General features: G+C 67.8%; 19 protein-coding genes and 1 pseudogene. 7 read left to right on the top strand and 13 right to left on the bottom strand.

The genetic code is table 11. The features are described from left to right. The first annotated feature begins 243 nt into the window (after positions 1-243). The 4 genes from ABD236_RS23220 (at position 244) to ABD236_RS23205 (ending at position 4702) form a co-directional block, all read left to right on the top strand. Positions 244-1035 carry a hypothetical protein gene (locus ABD236_RS23220; RefSeq protein WP_344076309.1) on the top strand — a complete coding sequence of 264 codons (792 nt, stop codon included), beginning with the start codon at positions 244-246 and terminating at the stop codon, positions 1033-1035. A gap of 564 nt (positions 1036-1599) precedes the next feature. Further along, a complete protein-coding gene (locus ABD236_RS23215; protein ID WP_344076307.1) occupies positions 1600-2160 on the top strand; it encodes a DUF6924 domain-containing protein in 561 nt (186 codons plus the stop codon). A gap of 339 nt (positions 2161-2499) precedes the next feature. Next, positions 2500-4221, top strand: coding sequence for an FG-GAP repeat domain-containing protein (locus ABD236_RS23210; protein WP_344076305.1), 1722 nt, complete (start codon positions 2500-2502; stop codon positions 4219-4221). A gap of 181 nt (positions 4222-4402) precedes the next feature. Beyond that, on the top strand, positions 4403-4702 hold the full coding sequence (locus ABD236_RS23205; protein ID WP_344076303.1) for a hypothetical protein: 300 nt from the start codon (positions 4403-4405) through the stop codon (positions 4700-4702). 157 nt (positions 4703-4859) lie between these two features. Here the strand turns inward: ABD236_RS23205 and ABD236_RS23200 are convergent, their stop codons facing one another. Together ABD236_RS23200 and ABD236_RS23195 are read right to left on the bottom strand one after the other, a co-directional pair. After that, positions 4860-5336 carry a hypothetical protein gene (locus ABD236_RS23200; protein WP_344076301.1) on the bottom strand — a complete coding sequence of 159 codons (477 nt, stop codon included), beginning with the start codon at positions 5334-5336 and terminating at the stop codon, positions 4860-4862. Then, positions 5311-6243 carry a hypothetical protein gene (locus tag ABD236_RS23195; RefSeq protein ID WP_344076299.1) on the bottom strand — a complete coding sequence of 311 codons (933 nt, stop codon included), beginning with the start codon at positions 6241-6243 and terminating at the stop codon, positions 5311-5313. The genes ABD236_RS23200 and ABD236_RS23195 overlap by 26 nt, the downstream gene beginning before the upstream one ends. 411 nt (positions 6244-6654) lie before the next feature. On the opposite strand from ABD236_RS23195, the gene ABD236_RS23190 reads away from it, so the two are divergent. Beyond that, a complete protein-coding gene (locus ABD236_RS23190; RefSeq protein WP_344076297.1) occupies positions 6655-7110 on the top strand; it encodes a hypothetical protein in 456 nt (151 codons plus the stop codon). A 79-nt stretch (positions 7111-7189) separates the two neighbouring features. Here the strand turns inward: ABD236_RS23190 and ABD236_RS23185 are convergent, their stop codons facing one another. Genes ABD236_RS23185 through ABD236_RS23175 form a run of 3 tightly spaced genes read right to left on the bottom strand, consistent with a single transcriptional unit; the run spans position 7190 to position 9497 of the window. Further along, positions 7190-7393, bottom strand: a complete 204-nt coding sequence (locus tag ABD236_RS23185) for a hypothetical protein (RefSeq protein ID WP_344076295.1) — start codon at positions 7391-7393, stop codon at positions 7190-7192. Between the two features lie 31 nt (positions 7394-7424). Further along, positions 7425-8495, bottom strand: coding sequence for a hypothetical protein (locus tag ABD236_RS23180; protein ID WP_344076293.1), 1071 nt, complete (start codon positions 8493-8495; stop codon positions 7425-7427). A gap of 3 nt (positions 8496-8498) precedes the next feature. Next, a complete protein-coding gene (locus ABD236_RS23175; protein WP_344076291.1) occupies positions 8499-9497 on the bottom strand; it encodes a serine/threonine-protein kinase in 999 nt (332 codons plus the stop codon). 316 nt (positions 9498-9813) lie between these two features. Between ABD236_RS23175 and ABD236_RS23170 the strand changes: the two genes are divergently transcribed. Beyond that, positions 9814-10197 carry a hypothetical protein gene (locus ABD236_RS23170; RefSeq protein WP_344076289.1) on the top strand — a complete coding sequence of 128 codons (384 nt, stop codon included), beginning with the start codon at positions 9814-9816 and terminating at the stop codon, positions 10195-10197. Between the two features lie 5 nt (positions 10198-10202). On the opposite strand, the pseudogene ABD236_RS23165 reads toward ABD236_RS23170, so the two are convergent. The 8 genes and pseudogenes from ABD236_RS23165 to ABD236_RS23130 form a co-directional block, all read right to left on the bottom strand. Then, positions 10203-11045, bottom strand: a pseudogene (locus tag ABD236_RS23165) (IS5 family transposase). Between the two features lie 435 nt (positions 11046-11480). Continuing rightward, a complete protein-coding gene (locus ABD236_RS23160; RefSeq protein WP_344076287.1) occupies positions 11481-11837 on the bottom strand; it encodes a DUF6233 domain-containing protein in 357 nt (118 codons plus the stop codon). Next, positions 11834-12118: a hypothetical protein gene (locus tag ABD236_RS23155; RefSeq protein WP_344076285.1), complete on the bottom strand. Its 285-nt coding sequence runs from the start codon at positions 12116-12118 to the stop codon at positions 11834-11836. Before ABD236_RS23155 ends, ABD236_RS23160 begins: the two co-directional genes overlap by 4 nt. Further along, positions 12115-12366, bottom strand: coding sequence for a hypothetical protein (locus tag ABD236_RS23150; RefSeq protein WP_344076283.1), 252 nt, complete (start codon positions 12364-12366; stop codon positions 12115-12117). Before ABD236_RS23150 ends, ABD236_RS23155 begins: the two co-directional genes overlap by 4 nt. A 26-nt stretch (positions 12367-12392) precedes the next feature. After that, entirely contained in the window at positions 12393-12605 is a 213-nt protein-coding gene (locus tag ABD236_RS23145) for a LexA family protein (protein WP_344076698.1), read from the bottom strand. Beyond that, positions 12605-12835, bottom strand: coding sequence for a hypothetical protein (locus ABD236_RS23140; protein ID WP_344076281.1), 231 nt, complete (start codon positions 12833-12835; stop codon positions 12605-12607). Before ABD236_RS23140 ends, ABD236_RS23145 begins: the two co-directional genes overlap by 1 nt. A 634-nt stretch (positions 12836-13469) precedes the next feature. Beyond that, positions 13470-15794, bottom strand: a complete 2325-nt coding sequence (locus ABD236_RS23135; RefSeq protein ID WP_344076279.1) for a tyrosine-type recombinase/integrase — start codon at positions 15792-15794, stop codon at positions 13470-13472. A 137-nt stretch (positions 15795-15931) separates the two neighbouring features. Further along, the gene (locus ABD236_RS23130; protein WP_344076277.1) at positions 15932-17188 is read right to left on the bottom strand and encodes a tyrosine-type recombinase/integrase; all 1257 of its coding nucleotides are present in this window, start codon (positions 17186-17188) and stop codon (positions 15932-15934) included. A 25-nt stretch (positions 17189-17213) separates the two neighbouring features. Between ABD236_RS23130 and ku the strand changes: the two genes are divergently transcribed. Then, the gene (ku, locus tag ABD236_RS23125) at positions 17214-18116 is read left to right on the top strand and encodes a non-homologous end joining protein Ku (protein ID WP_344076275.1); all 903 of its coding nucleotides are present in this window, start codon (positions 17214-17216) and stop codon (positions 18114-18116) included. Positions 18117-18288: the final 172 nt, after the last annotated feature.

Genomic DNA, 18288 nt, shown 5'->3' with positions numbered 1-18288 from the left:
CCGATGCCGAGCTGCTGGTTCGCGGGGTGTTCGGGATCGGTGACGACCTGCTGGAGACTCTCGTCGTAGTGGTAGAGGACGTCCTCGTCCAGTTTACCGACCGTAGACGCGTCTTGATCGCTGCTGAGCTGGACCGACACGTCGTGAACGAGTCAGGGACGTAGGCCAATGACGTCAAGGCTGGGTGTAGCCAGAGGGCTGCCATCTGTTGGTGCGCCCCGGAGTCAGAGCGACTATGAAGCCATGAGCCAAGCAGCAGACGAAGTGCGGTTGAAGTTCGAGCGGTCGCGATGCCACCTGGCGGAGCTGGAAGACAGAATCAAGTCCTATCTGGACCGCGAGCCATTCGGCGTGCAGCCCGAAGAGGATGAGACGACAGGGGATCTCGTCTATCTCGTTGAGGTAAGAGAGCCGCCACCCGTCGCGCTTAGCTTGCCGCTGGGTGATGCGGTTCATTGCGCCCGGTCAGCTTTGGACTATCTCGCTTGGCGGCTAGTGATAGCAGGCGGAGGCACTCCCGGCATCAATACCATGTTTCCGATTTCGGAAACCGAAAAGAAGTTCAATGGATCTTTCGAGGGGCGCCTGTTGGGTGCCTCAGCTTCGGCAGTGGCGGCGGTGCAAGCACTCCGGCCGTTCCGGGGTGGCGACGATCGCTTCTGGCGCCTGCACAGGCTCGACATCGAGGACAAGCACCGACTGCTCGTCCCCGTCGGCGCCGCCCATACAAGCGTGAACGTGTCCTTCACTTTCGCGGGCATGGATCCCGATTTCGCAGGCGTAGATCCCGTAGTAGTTGGCCTGAATCCAGCAGATCGCCAATACCCTCTGCAGAATGGAGCGGAAGTCTATCGGGTAATGAAGGCGGCCAGGCAGAGCGCAGCGCAAGGAATTGGTGCGTCTCATTCATTCACCTTCGACGTCGCCTTCGGTGAAGGGATCATTGTAAGCGGCGAGCCAATCATGCCAACTCTTGCAGACCTGATCCGAGACGTCGAGAGTGCAGTTGTGCCACTCTTTCAATTCTTGAATTAGCGTCGCGCCTTTTCTCTGTGGAGCTCATGGGCGCACCTCAAGAAGCTGGGCTTCGAGGTCGGCGATGCGCTTGTCGGCGAAGCGCAGGTTCGACCTCCTCCGCAGGGCTTGGGCGGGGGCCTTTGACGGGGCTCCTCTTGATCACGTGGCCGCAGCGTGCGCACAGCCCCGACGCGCGCCCCTTCCTTGGCGGGCCGCTCCATAAGAAGCTGCGCCTCACCGACGACGGCGCCTGGCTCCCCCCTGCAACGCAGCCTTTTCACCGATCCCGCTCGGCGAGGACGGGCTGTTCCTGGGCAAGGTAGTCGCGGTGCTGCGCTCGCTGTAGCAGTGTGGCCGACTGCTGCGTGCTGACGTGAGCTCGAACCTGCAGCACGACACCGCTCCCGCCGTTGTCGGCTGGGCTGGACGCCCTCTCTTCGCCGCCGCATCCTGCCCGCCCGAGGGGCTCGAGCCGCACCGCTGCCGGTACAGCTTCCTGCCGTCAGCGAGTCCCCATGGTCACGGTGCACCGCCAACTGATTCCTGAAGGGGCGCTCCTGGCCACGCGCGTGATGTTGGCACGTGAAGCGTCACGAGAGGGTGGTGTCAGTGCCCCATGAGACAGTCGACCGCCAACCGAGCCTAAAGGGGAGACGCGTTCCGGTGCTGCCTGCAATCGTTCGACGTGATGAGTTCGCTGCCGTGGTCATCAGGACCGACTACACCGACGAACCCGCCTGGCAGGCGGTGGTGGCGGATCTGATGCAGTCCTGGGGGGAGGACGGTGAGTTCGAAGCCCGTGTCCATCTGGTCGACGATCCGGTGTGGGCGGGAGTTGCGCCTGACGAGATACGCACTGCCGTCAGCCGGGACGAGACCCTGAGCGTGGTGTTCGTCGTCGACCGTGTGACGGTGCAGTCCTTCCAGCGCGCGCTTCTCGCGCTTGACGTGTGGGGTGAGGAGGAGGATCTCGACCCGATGTACTACCAAGAACTCATCGACTCACCCTTGCCCCGCGAGTTCCGAACCTGTCCGGCTGCCGTCCACGACGTCCACGCGAATCTGTCGCTCGGGAACTTGTACTTCGAGGAGTTCGCCGAAGCCGCGTCCTTGGATCCCGAGGGCGTCCTCATGCCCCTGTGAGCAGCACACCCCATTGAGAGACCAAACGCAGGTGGTTGGCCGCTCCGTTAAGGGATGTCGTCGTGCGGGCACCCTGCCGGACGGGGTTACTTCCGGCGTCCTCACCGGGTGCTCCGCCCCGCCGGTCGGCCTGCGCACGCTGCACCACCCGACGGCTCAATATCGTCTTCAACTACCTAGATGATCAGCTGTATGCTGCGTGCACATTTCCGGGGGGATCTGTCTTTTCTGCGTGCAGCCACACCTGGCCAAGCGACGCACTGCGGTGTCGTGTGCTCCGCTCGGGAGTGCGCCGTCGCGCCTGCGGCCCCGGTTTCACCTGTACCTTCCCTGGGGGGAATGTTGTCTTCTTCGCGTGCCCTGCGCACCGGCCGTCTCGCGGCCTGCACCGCTCTCGCCCTGTCGGCGGGGATGCTGCTGTCCGGCACAGCATCAGCCGAGGGGGCGCCGGCGGCGCCCCACACGGCAGTCGTCCCCGTCCAGCCCGAGCCCGCCCACCCCTCGTGGACGCTGCCTGCCCCAAGTGCCCACGGTCTGACCGGCGCGGCAGCAGCCACTGCGGCTAAGCCTCGGTTCGACCTGGACGGCAACGGCGTCTCCGAGCTCCTTTTCCGCACGCCCAGCGGCAAATGGTGGCTGCAAATGTTCACGGGGGCGGACGAGTCGCAGTACTCATTCCCCTACCGGGAGAACGAGTGGCTGAAGGACGTTCTCACGCCGGGCGACCTCACCGGCGACGGGCGCCCCGACATACTGGCGCTGTCGTCGAACGGCACCCTCACCCTCTACCCGGAGGCGACCACCGCCTCTGCCGGCATGCCCGGCTGGTCGGGCGGCGGCTGGAACGCGTACAACAAGCTCATCGCCCTCGGCGACGTCACCGGTGACGGCAAGGCCGACCTGCTGGCCCGCACCCCGGGCGGGGACCTGTACCTGTACCCCGGCACCGGGAGCGCGGGCGGTGACCCGTTCGCCGCCAAGGTGAAGGTCGGCGGCGGCTGGCAGGCCTACGACCAGCTGCTCGGCGCCAAGGACGTCGACGGCGACGGCATCGCCGACGTCCTGGCCCGCACCCCCGGTGGTGACCTGTACCTCTACGCCGGCACCGGCAGCACCACGGCCCCGCTCAAGGGCCGGGTGAAGATCGGCGGCGGCTGGGACATCTACAACCAGCTCTTCAGCATCGACGACATCAACGGCGACGGCCACGCCGAGCTCTACGCCCGCGCCCAGAACGGCACCGCCTACCTCTACCTTGCCGACGGCCACGGCAACTTCCAGGCCCGGCGCACGTGGGGCGACGGCTGGAACGTCGCGTCCTCGTTCAACGCCTCCGGCGCGAACCCGTTCACCGGCAAGAGCGAGATCCTGGGTCGCAACGCCCAGGGCACGCTGTTCTACTACCCCGCCCTGAACAACGGCCAGCTCGGCAGCCGCCAGCAGGCGGGCAACACCGGGGGCTGGACGGGCGCCGACATCCGGTTCGCCTCCTCACTCGACGCCAACGGCCAGCCGGAGTTGCTGGAGATCGCCGACAACTGGCTCTACAACGAGGGCAACGGAGTCAGCGCCGGCTGGAGCCGCTACAACCTCGTTATCGGCCCCGGTGACCTGAACAACGACGGCCAGGGCGACCTCCTGGCCCGCGACGGCTCGGGCACCCTGTGGCTCCAGCGCGGCAACGGGTCGGGCACCGGGTTCGCCTCCCGCCTCAAGGTGGGCGGCGGCTGGGGCGCGTACGACAAGATCGCCGGCGCCGGTGACCTGACCGGCGACGGCCTGGCGGACATCGTCGCGCGCACCGGCGACGGCAAGCTCTACCTCTACCCCGGCACCGGCATCTCCACCTCACCGTTCAAGTCCCGCATCTACGTCGGTGGCGGCTGGCAGCAGTACAAGAACCTCGCCGCCCCCGGAGACATCAACGCCGACGGCCGCGCGGACCTCCTCGCCTCCAACTCCCGTGGTGAACTGTTCCGATACACCTCCAACGGCTACGGCGGCTTCCAGACCCGCGTCAAGCTCGGGGACGGTTGGAACACCTACCGCGACCTGTACTAAACACACCTGGGCGGCCGGGCAACCGGCACCCACCACGACGTATGAGTGCCCCGCTCCCGCGACGCGATCCAAGCAGCGGGCGGCAGGGCACTCCTGCGAGGCCGCGCAGGCGGGACGCGGCTACTGCCGCAAGCGCGCCGAGGCATCGGCGACTGAGTGCTCAAGGGCACAGGAGGGGAACATGACGGAACGGAGTTGGCAGCTCAGGCAGGGTGAGCAGCTGGTAGGAACCTTGGCCCTAGCAAGCGGCGACATGTTCTGGTATGACTGTCGCTTCGAGCCCGGCCCAGCTTGGGAAGGACTCGCCCCCCTCTTTGCCGCGTCCCGTGATGCCTGGCGCCGTGGTGACGAAGATGGCGCCTTGGCCGCAGACGAAGCGATCTACGCCCAGCACCTTGTCCTCGTTCCAGACAGCGGCGAAGCCCCGATCACGGAGTTCCTGATTCGGATCGAGGGGGAGGTCGCCCGATTTCGTCACTGATCCGGCGCGGTCGCGCTCCTTGCCCGCCGCGCCGGAGGCCGTGCTGGTCGTAGCCGGTGAGGGATGCGGTGAGCGTGGGAAAGGAGGTCTCGCCGACGAACATGCCCGGGGGCCGGCCGATGTTGGCGAAGTACTCGCGCTCGCGCATCTTCGAGAGCTATGTCATGCGTTTCTCCTCAGCAGCCAAGAGGTGTTGGGTGAGGGCCTCCGACTCGATGACGGCGTTCTCAGCTGCTGCGATTCGGGCCCCCTCGCGCACCTCCGGGTCGGGGTGGTAGAGGAAGGACTTGATCAGCGGCCGGGCCTGCAGGTCGTGGGTAGCACCGAGGACGTAGAGCGTGTGAACGAGGAGTTCGCGTTCCATCGCCGGCATGGCTCCTGCCAGCGGCTCGACGAGGGCCAGAGGCAGGAAGTAGTGGTCGAACGCCTCGCTGATCGCGTTCAGGGCGGACTCGCGCACCTTGGTCACCGGTTCGTTGACGGCCACGCCGACCAGACGTCCGACGACCAGGCGAGCGGAGTCCTCGTCGAGTGCCGCGCCGCGCAGGAGGTCCCCGAGGACGTCGGCAGCGACGTCCCGACGGTCCGGATCGCGGTCGGCCAGCGTTTCAAGGGACTCGAACATGCCGTTCATACTGCCACCTCGGCCCGCTCGACCAGGCCCGCCGTAGTCGAACTGCGTCCCAGCACGAACCAGCGGCACCAGGTGGGCTGTTGGTGAGGACGGCCGCGAGGTAGGCCTCGGCGCGGTCGGTTCTGATCTTTCCGTCGTGCAGGAGTTCCGGCAGCGGTACGGGGGCCGGGGGAGTGCCGGTGAGCGGGGCGTCCGGACTGGAGTTGGTGGCTCCGGGGGCGAGGGTTGCGGTGAGGGTCACCCACAGCCGGCTGTGCTTGAGCTCAGGGCCGACGCGCCCAGCAACGGGAAGGGCAGACCGGGCGGCCGCCTGTCGAAGCCGGTTCGTCGAGCCGATGGCAGTGCTGCGTTGGGCGGGATCAGGGTTTGTCTGGGTGTTCCACGTTCGGGCCGACGTTCCAGTGTCCGGGGAGGTCAGCGTCGCGGAAGACGCAGGCGAAGTGGTCCTCCCGCACGATGTTGTGCTCCTGGCAGGTGAGACACCGGCGGAAGACCCCTGCGTGTGTGAAGCAGTCCGGGCGGTCAAGGTCTGCTTGATCCAGTGCGTGTGCGGCCGCCGCCACGAGGCTACTTCCGGACAGTAACCGGTCGGCTGGTTGCTGACCTCGTTCACTGCCCAGCGTCCGGCTGCGGTGTAGAAGCTGATCTCGCCGGCGCCCAGTACCCGATCGCCGCTCGCGCAGGCGACGTGTTCGCTGCGGCGTGGGGCCAGCCGCAAAGCGCCACGCGTGGCGATGACGAAGGTGAAGGGCTCGTCCAGTTCCTCGACGGACCGGGCTGCCGCCCAGTCCGCGAAGTCGGCGGCCGTGCGGATCGTGGCACCACCGTCCGCAGACGGGACATCATCGATCACATGGCGCGGCCCGACATAACGGTAGGACCGACCCGAGGCGCTCATGTCGATCAACGTAAAGCACGCTGCCTTGACGCGCTCGGAGTTTCGGCGCGTGGATCTTGGCCTTCCAGCGAATCACGGCGTGCTGGTCCTGGCGGGCGCGCCTTCGTTTATCTCTGGCGCCTGGGAGGCGTCAGACAAGTCGGGGAAGTAGCCGATTTCGTACGTGCCTTACTGGTATCCGAGGGGCCGGCAGGCACGTTGGGCACGTACGTGACGACACGGAGCGCTCCAACTTCTTTCGGATCCGTAAGAAGTTCCCGGCCCGCGGCGACAACGAGGTGTAGCACCAAGGTGAGGACGGTCCCCCAGGTCAGGCCTGCTCCCTTGGATTGTCGGCTCGCCGGTGCGTAACCCGCAGCCGCCGCCAAGATAGGTACTCCTACTCATGACGGCCCCGGCGTACGTGCGAAGGATGAGCGCATGTCTCTTCGGAAGTTCCGCCTTCCCACCGCCGCGGCGGTCACCGCCCTGGTGCTCACCGGGTGCGGGAAGATCCAGGACGATTTGTTCTCGAACCTCAACGGCACCCCGCGCCACGCCTCGTCGTCCGGCGAAGCTCCACGCCCCGGCCCCATGAGCCCGTCCGACGAGAAGGTGGCCACATTCAAGGCGGGCGAGGTCAAGGCGGAACTGGAGAAGCTGCGCCAGCAGGGCAAGACCCGCCCGGACGACGTCAGGCCCGCCCTCCAGCTCCTCGCCACACAGGAGTACGTCGACGTGCACGCACTGAACCGGGGAACGGGCGGCAGCACGTTCGGCATCTGGCTGACGAAGACCGCATGTATTGCCGGAGACATCGACGCCAACACCGTGACAGCCGAGGCGCACGGCTACTACCCCCAGACCGGCTGCGTGTCTCTCCCGCACTCCCGCTGAATCCTCCCCGCCAAAGAGGCGTCTACGTCGAGGACACCCCCTTCCTCGTCTGCCAGGTCACGCGGCACCCGCCGGGGCGTCATCTTGTGGGCACCCTGTCCGCCAGGATCTGCCGTACCTGTGCAGGCGGTACCTGCGGCACGGCGCTGATGTCGCTGAGGGGGACCTCGTCGCGGGCCAGGGAGACGACCGCGCCGGCTAGCGCCGCCAAGTAGGCCTCCCGGGCTGCGCGCAGCGCTTCCAGCTCGGGCGTCACCGCGGTGAGGGCGACCTCGGCATCCACGCCGATCAGTTCCCGTGTAGGGGGCTGCGGACTACGTTGCGTTCGGGCTAATGCCGTTGCCACCAGTGTCTTCCGCTGTGCTGCCCGGCGGCTTCGCCCGGTAGGGGTCCAGGGCTGCGGCACGTTCGTGATGCGGCAGTCGCGACATCTTGGAGACCAGCGCCCACATCTGGCGTTCGGCGTTCAGGTTGCCAGGCAGGACGAGGCCGAGGGCCTCGGCGAGTGGTTTGCGTGCTGTGTTCACGAGCGCCCTCACGGCTGCGGCCCATTCGTCGGTTGCAGCTACGGCCGCGCGATACCACACGAAAATCAGGATGCCCGGTACGGCCACGGCTGTGAGGAGCAGCGAGACATCGGGAGAGGGCGCTGTGAGAGCTGCTGCCGCGCAGAGGACGAGTGCGCAGTGGCCGTAGAGCAGGGCGATGAAGAAGTCGACGTTCGCGCGGGCGAGGTCGACTTGGCGGCGGACCTGTTCCGGCGCGCTGCCGGTCAGCTCGTTCCACATCACTTGGGTGTCGAGGCGGAACCGGTCGTATCCGTATTCCTCGAAGCGGCGGATTGCGTTGCCCAGTGCCGTCGGTGCTACCTGCGCGTCGTCGACCGGAAAGCGGGCGAGTCGTTCGCGGAGCAGCGCGCGCTGCACCGCGGTACGCCGCTTGTCCTTGGCAGCGGCCCGGGTGATCCGCTGGTCGGCGCGCAAAGAAGTCAGGCGGGCGATGTCTTCTCCGGTCAGCGTCCCGTCTTTCTCCTGTCGCTCGAGGCGGAGCAGGGTGATGCGGTTGTGCAGATCGTGCTTGGCCTGCCGGTGGTGAGCGCAACGGCGCGAGGCGAGCCGGCTTGGCCAGAGGGTGTATCCCTCCAGGACGCGGTAGAGGGGGTTTTGCAGGGCGTTGAGGGCTAGGCCCAGGAGGACGGAGACGGCCAGTACCCCGACGGGCGGGGGCGTGGCGCCGGATGTCCACAGTTTTGCGGACCAGCTGGTGTGCCGCAGGCTCGGCCAGACGGCCACGATGAACAGGCTTACGTTCAACGCGGTCGGTAGGAGCCATCCGACCAGCACCGTCCATGCTCCGCCGAGGGCGCTCTTGGCAATGTCACCCACGCGTCACCACTCGTCGTCATCGTCGCCGAAGGGCGGGCCGGGCGGTGTGCTGGCGTCCGGCGGCCCACTTGGGTAGCCGTGCGCGGGTGGGGGCTGGTCCTGGAGCCAGCTTGGAGCAGGGGTGGGCGGGGGCCGGTCTGGGTCGCTTGGCCGCATGGCAGAACGCAAGGCATCGACGAACCTCCGGCACGAGTCATAGCGCTCGTCAGGCGTCTTCGCCAGCGCCTTTGCCATCACCACGTCAGCACCATCTTCGATGCCCGGGCGTGTCTTGGAGAGGGGAGGCGGCGGATCGTACTGGTGGGCCCACAACAGTGCCCTCAGGTCCCCGGCGCGCTCAAAGGGCGGTCTGCCGACGAGGCTTTCGTACACGACGCAGGCGAGGCTGTAGAGGTCGCTTCTGCCGTCCACCGGTCGTCCAGAGACCAGTTCCGGCGCGACATAGTCGAGCGTGCCGGTGAACTGCTCTGCCACAGTGAACCCGTTTTGCGTGAGTGATGTGTGCGTGAGTCCGAAGCCGGTGAGGTAGACGTGTTCGGGCTCGTCGGCGTTTCCCGGGGCGATCAGGATGTTGCTGGGCTTGACGTCTCGGTGCACCAGGCCGTGCCAATGGGCCGCGTCCAGTGCGGACGCCACCTGTGCGGCGATACGGAGTGCGGTCGGCACCGGGAGTGGGCCCTCCTCGTCCAGGAGGGTCCGCAGGTCCGGGCCGGGGATGTATTGCATGGCGATGTAGAGGACGCCTTCGGCCTCGTTGACTTCGAAGACCGGCAGGATGTGGGGGTGCTCGATCGCTGCGGCCACCTGCAATTCGTTGGTCAGACGTCGCCGGAGAGCGTCATCGAGCGCGTGCCCGGGCGCGATCAGCTTGAGCGCAACTGTACGGCCCATCCGCAGGTCCGCAGCGCGGTAGACGACGGACCAATCCCCGGCGCCGACGACGCGCTCCAGCCGGTAGCCCGCGACCTGTCGGCCTTCTAGGGGATCTTTGGGAGCGTCCATCCGTCAGCCACCACTTTCACGCCCGGGCGCCGCGGGACCGCTTCGCAACCGTCGCCGCAGCACTGGAATCGCGTCCAGGCCTGCCTGGTGGATGCGGCTCGCGCGGTGGGGCCGCCCACACATCTGATTCTACTCAAATAGGCTGTATCGGACTCGCTGCCGTCTCGTATGTGTTGCACCAGGCCGATGACGAGACCAGGCCGGTGACGTGACGCGCGTAGACGCCACCTGGAACGTGGGGCATGACTGTCTTGGCGCCACGCCGTCTCGGCGACAGACCTAGAGCCTGTCTCTTGGATCCGTCCGTGAGATCGTCGTGCTCGTGATCGAGTCCTGGGTGATCAATGACGACAGCCCTGTCCCTGTGTCGTCCGCGGTGGTGCCGGAGGCCCTTCAGTCGAGGATCGACAGCGGTCAGCTTGAGACGTGGCTGACCAGTTCTTCCGGACGGTCGGTGGCCGTCGTGACGAATACCGAGCGCGCGATGGTGATGCTGTTCGAAGGCGAGGGCGATCCCGGCGAGCATGCCGTGGACCTCGGGGCTCAGGGCTCGAGCGACGGGTTTGTCCTCTCCAACGGGCAGGACGACGAGTACCCGGATGAGGACACCGTCCCCATCGTTGAGGCGTTCAGGCTCGTGGAGCACATCGTTGGCACGGGCTGTTGGCCTACGGACGCACATTGGGCGGTCGATCGCTGAGCGGGCTATCGCCGAGCCCAGACGAGGATCGCGGCCAGGTGGAGTGCGGCCTGGTAGGCGATGGCGAGCTTGTCCGTTCGCATGGCCAGGCCGCGCCATTGCTTGAGCCGGTTGATGCAGCGTTCGACCGTGTTGCGCTGTTTGTATGCTTCGCGGTCGAGGGCTGGCGGCCTGCCGCCCCGGCTGCCTTGACGCTGCCGGTGGCCACGCTGGTCTGCCGGGACGGGGGTCACCGCCCGGATGCCGCGCTTGCGCAGGTGGCTGCGAATCGCGCGGGCGGAATAGGCCTTGTCCGCCAGGACCACGTCTGGCCTGGGGCGCGTCCGCGCTGCCGGGGAACACGCAGGCGGGCCATGACGTCGGTGAAGGCCGGTGTATCGCCTGCTTGTCCGGGGGTGAGGACGAACGCGAGAGGCCGGCAGCGGGCATCGGCGGCCAGGTGGATCTTGGTCGTCAGCCCACCGCGGGACCGGCCGATGGCGTGGTCACCGGGTTCGCCGGCCGGGCCCCTTTTTGCGGGCAACGGCCGCGTGCTGGTGAGCCCGCACGATCGTGGAGTCGACGGACACCGCCCAGTCAAGGTCCTCATCAGCGCCGGCCTGTGCCATCAGCGCGGTGAACACCCGCTCCCAGGTGCCGTCGACGGCCCACATCCACAGCCGGTTGTAGACGCCTCGCCAGTTGCCGTACTTCTCCGGCAGGTGGAGCCACTGCGTGCCGGTCTGGAACTTGAAGGTATGGGGCGGAGTACGCCTGCAGTGTCCTGGAGGGGGGTGCGCCAGGGCTTGGGGGGACGTGAGCATCGCTCTGGGCCGCACCGTCCCCCAGCGGACGCAGGTTGGGTGCATCCGTTCGGTGCTGACCTGCTGGCTGGCGAAGGCTCTCTGTGCAGGGTGATGACAAGGCTCATTTGCCATACGGGGCAAAGAGGTACGCCGGAGTGGGGGAGGCGGAGATCGGGGGTCTGCGGGGGGCCAGGGATCTGCTCTTCGCGGCGGCGGCCCCTTGGTGGTGACGCGTGGGAGGTGGGGGAGGGGCGCGAGGGGTAACCGGGGGACTTCGGGGGAGACGCTGATTTGTGCACAACACCGTTGGGATGTATGGCACGTGAGGTCCGTCGGCTATAGCAGCCTGTGGGGGGGGAGATGTTCATTTGGGTGGTGGACCAAGCCCTGCTGGGATTACGCACGCTGGTCTGGCTGAGCAGGCCGAGGCGATCAGTGTCGGGGCCCGGTACGTCCTGTGCGTCACGGTCACTGATCAGGAACGGCGCGCTGTCGACTTCAGTCGATCATGCCGAGGGCGGTGTCGGGGCGGCAGAAGCCGCACGCCTCGACGCCGTCGGCCAATGCTTGGCGGGCGGTGTCGCGGTCGACGGGGCGCATGCGTCCCGTCTTGCGGAGTCGCCAGCACTCACCTGTGTGGACAGCGATCAGCAGGTGGGGGCCGCCGAGGGCGTGTTCGATCGTCCACTCTGGCGGTGGCGGCCGCCGCCGCTCGCCCTCTTCACGCTCGGCTTCGCGGCGTTTGAGGTCGGTGATGGCCTGGTCGATCAGGCTGAGCCACATGGCGTGCCACGCCCGCAGCGTCTTCAGGCGGGGCAGGTCCGGCGGGAGCAGACGTGGAGGGGGCTGGATCATTGGGTGAAGTCCCGTCGCGTCATGATGGCGGGGTCCCACCAGTACCAGCCGGTGCGGGCGCCGTCGGGCAGGGCGGGCCACAGACACAGGTGGTAGGCGCGTCGGCCTGCGGGCGTGTCGTAGTGGGCCATGGCCACAGCCCGGTAGCCCCGGGCACCGACATACAGGTTGACGGCGACGACCTCGTACGGGCTGTAGCTGCGCACCTCGGCGTCAGCCTCGGGCGGCGGTGCCGTCTCCGCGTCACGAACGGCGCGAGGCCACCGCTCGTGCCTGCTCATCGCGCGCCCGCGTCCGGCCCGGCCGCCCACGCTCCGACGGTCTCGCCGCGCGCCGTCCAGGCCCTGTCCACCCGCTGACGCCCGCCGCTCTTCTCGATCAGCTGGATCACCGCGGCCGGGTTGCCGCTGTGCAGCCCGATCCACTGGGTGTACCGGTCCTGCGCCGTACCGGAAACAGACCACTCGCCCTCAACCGCCGGGCCTTCGCCCGCACCGAACACCAGCCGGACGAGATATGTGCTCTCCATGGCCGCCTCCGTCTGTCCCTGTGCCGTCAGTGCCCGCAGGAGGGGCACTGTCCGCTGCGCCGCCCGCGCGTCTCCACCGCCACGCCCTGCTCACGCATCTGCCGCAGGTGAGAGGCGACCGACGAAGGTGAGGACACCCCGACCATCGCGGCGAGCTCCCGCCCCGTGGGCGCCTCCCCATGGGCGGCGACCCACTCCCGGGCGCCTCGGGCGATCCGGGTCTGCTGGTAGGTGAGCATCACGGCCGCGCCTGCGTGCGTGTGCGGGCGAGCTCCTTGAGGGCGACCCGGGCGGCGGGGGTGCCCGCTGGGCTCTGCCAGTAGGGGTGCGCGGTGATGCGGCGGGACAGCTCCAGCAGCCGGCGGCGGTGCGTGGTGTCGCCGTCAGCGGTGGTGGCGAGCTGTTCGTAGACGGCGTACCAGGCAGTTTGGGCCGCCAGGAGATCGTGGGGGAAGGCGTACCGGTCCATGCATCAATTAGATCGCATGTTCGATTTCTAGGGCAAAGGCAAACCACCGGTGCTCGGGGAGCGGGTCGGGCCGTAGGCTGGGTTTCCTGTCCCAGGGGGGCCTGGGAGGCTGTATGCCCCGCCCTGTCTGGTCCGGCGCGATCTCGTTTGGCCTGGTTACTTCTCTGAACTAGGCGATGCTGACCTCAGTGACCTGGCATGGGGCGCGTCGTTAGCTGGTCATGATCAGGCGTCGGACTTTTACAGCCTTCGGACTCGCTAGCGCAACGGTAGGCGTCGGCCTGGTTATGGCGACTCCCGCTTCGGCTGGCGGCATCGGTGACTTTCTCTCTCCCGCATTCGGCACCAATTGCGCCAACCACAACACGGGCGCACACGCCGACGGGCTCACCCACCATGGCACCGGCACAGCCGGGGGGAACCTCGCAGGCATCCCGGTCGGATCGGCCGTCAACCAGTGTGGAGGAGCCGATCTTCCAGGCGTCCAATACAGCACCTTCCTAGGTCAAGACCCGGGGGCGCCACTCAAGCTCGCGTTCCAGCCCAGTGTGTTTATTCATAAGTCAGCGAGGGGGGACCTGTCTCTCGACAGCAAGACCGTGCAGCACATTCTTCAAATCGACAAGGCGTTCTCCTAGGCCCGACTAGGCCGTTCACCCGTGCGGGGCGGTCGTGGCGTCGGCAGCCCCAGCAGCACTGGGCCGCCGGGTGCCGCTGCGTCGATCTGGCCGATCTTGGCCTCGGCACCAGCGAGGCTGACACGGAGGCCCTCGATCTCGCCGAGCCAGCCCTCTCGCTCGGCCTCGGTGATCCGGTCGAGCAGGTTGTCGCGGATCTCCATCAGCCGACCGCGCTGGGCCGGGTCGGGGCGGAGCATCGAGCAGCGGATGCAGGCGTGTTCGTGGATGCAGGCGGTGCCGTAGGCGCGGGCGCAGGTGCCGACGGAGAGCTTGCGGCGTTCGAAGTGGCCGAGGAAGTCCTCCCACTCGGCCTCGGTCGGTGTGCGGTACTCCTCGGCGGGACGCAGGGTGCGACGGCGGGCGATGAAGGCCCGGTGGGCCTCAATGGTCTCGGTGGGGTAGACCGCGTTGTAGCCCATGGTGGTGTTGATGTTGGCGTGGCCCGCGATCACTTGGGCGATGTGGGGCGGGAGGCCGGTGCGGATGGCGTCAGTGATGAACATCCGGCGGAAGTCCTGGGGGGTGAAGTCCAGTGGGCGTCCGGTGGCGTCGGTAACCCGCGTACTGGTGGCGGCCGCCTCTTTGAGGATCTCGCGGATGGTCTGGGAGTTGGGCGTGGAGGGCTCTCCGCCGCGGTTGTACTGGAAGAGCAAGGGGGCGGGCGCGTTCCACTGGCGTTCTTGGTCGTCATAGCGGGTGACCAGCGGGATCATGCCGGTCTTGGGCTCGCGGACACGGCGGATGATTGTCGCCAGGACGTCGGCGAGTTCGGGGCTGACGAGCAAGACGCGTTCGACGTCGGTCTTGGAGGGCGCAATCTGTAGGAGGGGGACGATCTCGCCGGTCGTGGGTAGCCGGTACTGGATCATCGCGTGATGGGTGGTTTCCAGCATCTCCTCCACGCGGACGCCGGTGTGGCGGAGGAACTCCACTGTTGCCCAGGCCCAGAAGGCACGGTGCTCGACACGGTCGAGGTGCACGAGGCAGCCGTTCTCGTCGCGGGCGGCTGCGCCGGCCGGGTTCTTGCCACGGGTAAACAGTGCGCCGTCGAGTGTGAAGAGCCCGCCGGGCTTGGTAGCGCGGGCGATATCGAGGTGAGCCGCGGCCTGGCGGTGGTGGTCGGCGGTGGCTCGGGCGAAGGTCTCCAGCACGGGCAGGCGTTCGCGGGTGCGCTGGTCCATGCGTGCTTTGGTCCGGGTGACGCGCTTGCGGTCGATGGTCTCGGCCACCTTGATCGGGCAGGGCGCCGCCCAAGGTCCCCAGCGTGCGGGCTCCTCGCTCGCCCAGCGGGCGAGGTCCAGGTAGAAGGCGCGCACGGTGATAAAGATCATCACGCGGTCGGCGCGTTCCACAACCGTCTCCTCGATGGATCCGTCCGGGCGCCGGCGCCGCTCAACGCGGGTGCGCAGGCGTTCCTTCCAGGCGGTGGCGACGTCGGCTGGAAGGTTAAGGGCCTCCAGGTCGGGATGGTGGCGTTCGATATCGGCCCAGAAGTTCCGGGTCAGGTGCCGGGCGAGGTTGTCCAGGGTGGAGTAGTCCAGGCGAGGGCGGCGCTCTTCCAGGTAGTCGATGAGCAGCGCCCGGATCCTCGGCGAGGCGACCGGGTGTCGGTCGACGAGCTGAGCGCAGGTGAGCTGGCCGGTGACTTTCTCCAGGAACCGCAAGGTTGTCGGGGCGTCGGCCGGGAGATGCCCGAGTTCGCGCAGCCACGCGTAGTAGAGAGTGCCGCCGCTGCTGACGCCCTGAGCGGTCCTGCGCAGTTCGGCGTCGTACTCCAGGGCGTCGCCGACGGTAATGTCCGCCAGACCGCCGCCCTTGGCCGCCATGATCCGCACCAATGCGCGGCGGGCTCGGCCGCCGCTGGCCGACGCCCACCGCTCGGGGCCAGCGAGCTCCTTCAGGCGAGCGAAGCCGTCGGGGTCACGGAGCTCCTCGATGAGGGTACGGAGGGTGCCGCTGTGCCAATCCATCTGCCACGGCAGCGCCAGTCGGATCACATCGGCCGCGGCCAGCATGAGCAGACCGGACTGGATGTTGGCCGCCCGGACGGCGGCCGCGGCGTTCACCCATGTTTCGGCCTGGCGCCGCCAGCGCTGCGGGCATACGGCGGCCGGGGACTCCTCCCATCGTTCTTGCCAGCTCGCGCCGTCGAAGCCGGACAACCAGGCCAGGAGAGCCTGGACCCCACTCCGCCGCTGCCAGCGCATGTGGGCCGTGTCCGCGCGGAAGGGCTCCCGCTCCAGCACCACGAGCACCTCGTTTGCCGACGCGCTGGTCATCGCCCACCGCTGTCCGGTTTCCCGGGGCGGGAAGCGAGATCGGGCCACCTCCAGCATCCCTCCGGATGACCGCGGGGCCGGCGGCAGCTCACCCGGCCCCGCCGCGGCGCCACCGGTGGTGTCCCGAACGCGCGCCCTCACCACGCCCTCCCGAAGAGCTCGGCCAGCGAGTCTGGCTGATACCCGGTAGCCGGCACCACCGGGACCCCGGCCCCACCGGCTTGCCGTACCTGATGGGCGCGAACGGCATCGACGATCTCGTCGCGGCCCGCGGGAAGGTAGATCTGAGTGGTACTCAAGTGTGCGTGGCCCAGGACCCACTGCACGTCTGTCAGTGCCAGCTTCGGATCCCGCGCCATCCGGTACGCGGCCGTCCTGCGCAGGTCGTGCAACGTCCAGTTCGACCCCAGAAGCCGGTTGACTCGGCCGAACATCGCCCGCGCCGCGTGGTAGGTCAGCGGCCGAAACGGCGGGCGCAGCGTCCACCACAACCACCGCCCCGGGCCCCGCGGCACCCCTGCCCGCCACGCCTCCTCCTGATACAGGCGCAGCCACACGAACGCATCCACCGCTGAGGGCACCTGCTGATACGCCCGCGTCCCCTTACGCACCACCCCCAGTAGTTGCTCACCCGGCAGCACATCCCGCTGCCGGCACGTCAGCAGCTCCTCCGCCCGCACCCCGTTGGAGACCCAGAACGCCAGCAGGGCTCGGTCACGGTTGTAGCGCAGCGCCGCGAATAACTCATCGAACCGCGCATCCGGGATCCGGCCGGGAATCCGCACCGGCACCGATGGCCGATATCGCCCGCCAGGCGACGACCGGGCCGCCCGTCCGGCCGTCGAGGGCAGCCTGCGACGTTCCCGTCCCAGAGGGAACGGGTTGACGATCGGGCCAGTGCCCGCATCCAGGTGGAAATCGTAGAAGGACCGCAGCACGGTCTCGCAGTGCGCGCGCGTTGCTACCGCGTACTTCAGCCCCGGCCCCGCCCGCCCGGTCACCGCATTCGGGACGCCGGCTAACGAACCGGCGGTAGGTCGCACCTTGGCGCTGGCTGGATGCCCGCGCCAGTGCGTTCTCACGGGCTTCGGCGCGATCGCCATCCAGCGGGCGAAGTCCCGGGCCTCCGACCGGGTGGCCCTGTGCCACTCGACCTCGACCGCATGCAGGAACCGCCACCACCGCAGCAGATCCATGCCGTACGAGCGCATGGTCGCAGGCGGGCGAGAACACGCCTGCAACTCAGCGAAGAACGCGGACACCGACTCCACCACCGCCCCGTCGGCATCCAGCAGCACATATGGCTGGGCCGGGTCGGCCACCTCGACCAGAGCGCCGGTCTGGGGCAGCACAAAGTTGATCAGATCCCGAGAAAGACCACCCGTCTCAAGCATGTACGGAAGTTAGCAGGGATAGCCCTTGACCTGCGGTTATCTGTCAACTGGTTCAGTCAACACCACGATCCCGATCAAGGTGCTGCCCGCGACGGAGAGCCACAACATCAACTTCCACATGATCCACGTGGAGGACATGGGCCGGGTCCGCACCCGGAAGGTGTGCGAACTCGACGGGAAGGTCCTGGACCAGGACCAGATCGGCAAGGGCTACGAGGTCGCCAAGGACACGATCGTGCAGATCACGGACGCCGAACTCGACGCGATGCCGCTTCCCACCGCGAAGGCTATCGAGATCGTGGCGTTCGTCCCGGTTGACTCCATCGACCCGGTCCGGGTCGGGGCCGGCTACTACCTCGCCGCCGATGGACAGGTCGCCGCGAAGCCCTACACCGTTCTGCGGCAGGCACTGGAGCGCAGTGCGAAGGTCGCGATCGCCAAATTCGCGTGGCACAACCGCGAGCGCCTGGGTCTGCTGCAGGTGAAGGAGAACGCGATCGTGCTGCACGCGATGCGCTGGGACGACGAGGTCCGCGATCCCACTGATGTCACGGTGCTGGCCGCGGAGGTTTCCGCGGCGGAGGTCGAGGCCGCGATCCAGCTGCTGGAAACGATGGAGGACATCAGCGACTACCGCGACCACCACCGCGACGCGGTGGAGGAAATGATCGCGGCGAAGTCCGAGCACCGCACGCCGCAACCCGTTGAGCCGGAAGGCCCGCAGCCGTCCGGGAAGGTTGTCGACCTGATGGCAGCCCTGAACGCCTCCGCCGAAGCCGCAAAAGCCAGCCGCGGCGAGACAGGTCAAGACGCCAGCGTCCACGAGCTCCCCGCAAAGCGCACGGCAGAGAAGACTGCCGCCAAACGGCAGGCTTCGGGCAAGGCGGCTACGAAGAGGCCTCGAAGAAGACGGCTGCGAAGAAGATAGCGGGGCGCAAACCGAAGAGCGCCTAGCCCCAGGCGTCGTCCCCCACACCTCCCGAACCAGGCGGCGCCGTCGGCTCCCGGGCGTCAACCCACGCCATGCAGCGCCGCCTGGTCCGGTGATCTCAGGCCCGGCGGACGCCATAGCTCCGTGGCCGTCGCCACACTCGCGATCG

The sequence above is a fragment of the Streptomyces crystallinus genome, from assembly GCF_039521265.1.
Lineage (GTDB): Bacteria > Actinomycetota > Actinomycetes > Streptomycetales > Streptomycetaceae > Streptomyces > Streptomyces crystallinus.
Note: the sequence above shows the minus strand (reverse complement) of the source record. Positions and strands in the feature narration are given on the sequence as shown.

Coding starts and splice junctions, on each gene's coding strand:
- ABD236_RS23135 (WP_344076279.1), bottom strand. CDS start 15,794: ATGACCAGCGCGTCGGCAAACGAGGTGCTCGTGGTGCTGGAGCGGGAG.
- ABD236_RS23205 (WP_344076303.1), top strand. CDS start 4,403: ATGACGGAACGGAGTTGGCAGCTCAGGCAGGGTGAGCAGCTGGTAGGA.
- ABD236_RS23150 (WP_344076283.1), bottom strand. CDS start 12,366: ATGGAGAGCACATATCTCGTCCGGCTGGTGTTCGGTGCGGGCGAAGGC.
- ABD236_RS23220 (WP_344076309.1), top strand. CDS start 244: ATGAGCCAAGCAGCAGACGAAGTGCGGTTGAAGTTCGAGCGGTCGCGA.
- ABD236_RS23130 (WP_344076277.1), bottom strand. CDS start 17,188: ATGCTTGAGACGGGTGGTCTTTCTCGGGATCTGATCAACTTTGTGCTG.
- ABD236_RS23160 (WP_344076287.1), bottom strand. CDS start 11,837: ATGATCCAGCCCCCTCCACGTCTGCTCCCGCCGGACCTGCCCCGCCTG.
- ABD236_RS23140 (WP_344076281.1), bottom strand. CDS start 12,835: ATGGACCGGTACGCCTTCCCCCACGATCTCCTGGCGGCCCAAACTGCC.
- ABD236_RS23145 (WP_344076698.1), bottom strand. CDS start 12,605: ATGCTCACCTACCAGCAGACCCGGATCGCCCGAGGCGCCCGGGAGTGG.
- ABD236_RS23200 (WP_344076301.1), bottom strand. CDS start 5,336: ATGAACGGCATGTTCGAGTCCCTTGAAACGCTGGCCGACCGCGATCCG.
- ABD236_RS23210 (WP_344076305.1), top strand. CDS start 2,500: ATGTTGTCTTCTTCGCGTGCCCTGCGCACCGGCCGTCTCGCGGCCTGC.
- ABD236_RS23175 (WP_344076291.1), bottom strand. CDS start 9,497: ATGGACGCTCCCAAAGATCCCCTAGAAGGCCGACAGGTCGCGGGCTAC.
- ABD236_RS23190 (WP_344076297.1), top strand. CDS start 6,655: ATGTCTCTTCGGAAGTTCCGCCTTCCCACCGCCGCGGCGGTCACCGCC.
- ABD236_RS23155 (WP_344076285.1), bottom strand. CDS start 12,118: ATGAGCAGGCACGAGCGGTGGCCTCGCGCCGTTCGTGACGCGGAGACG.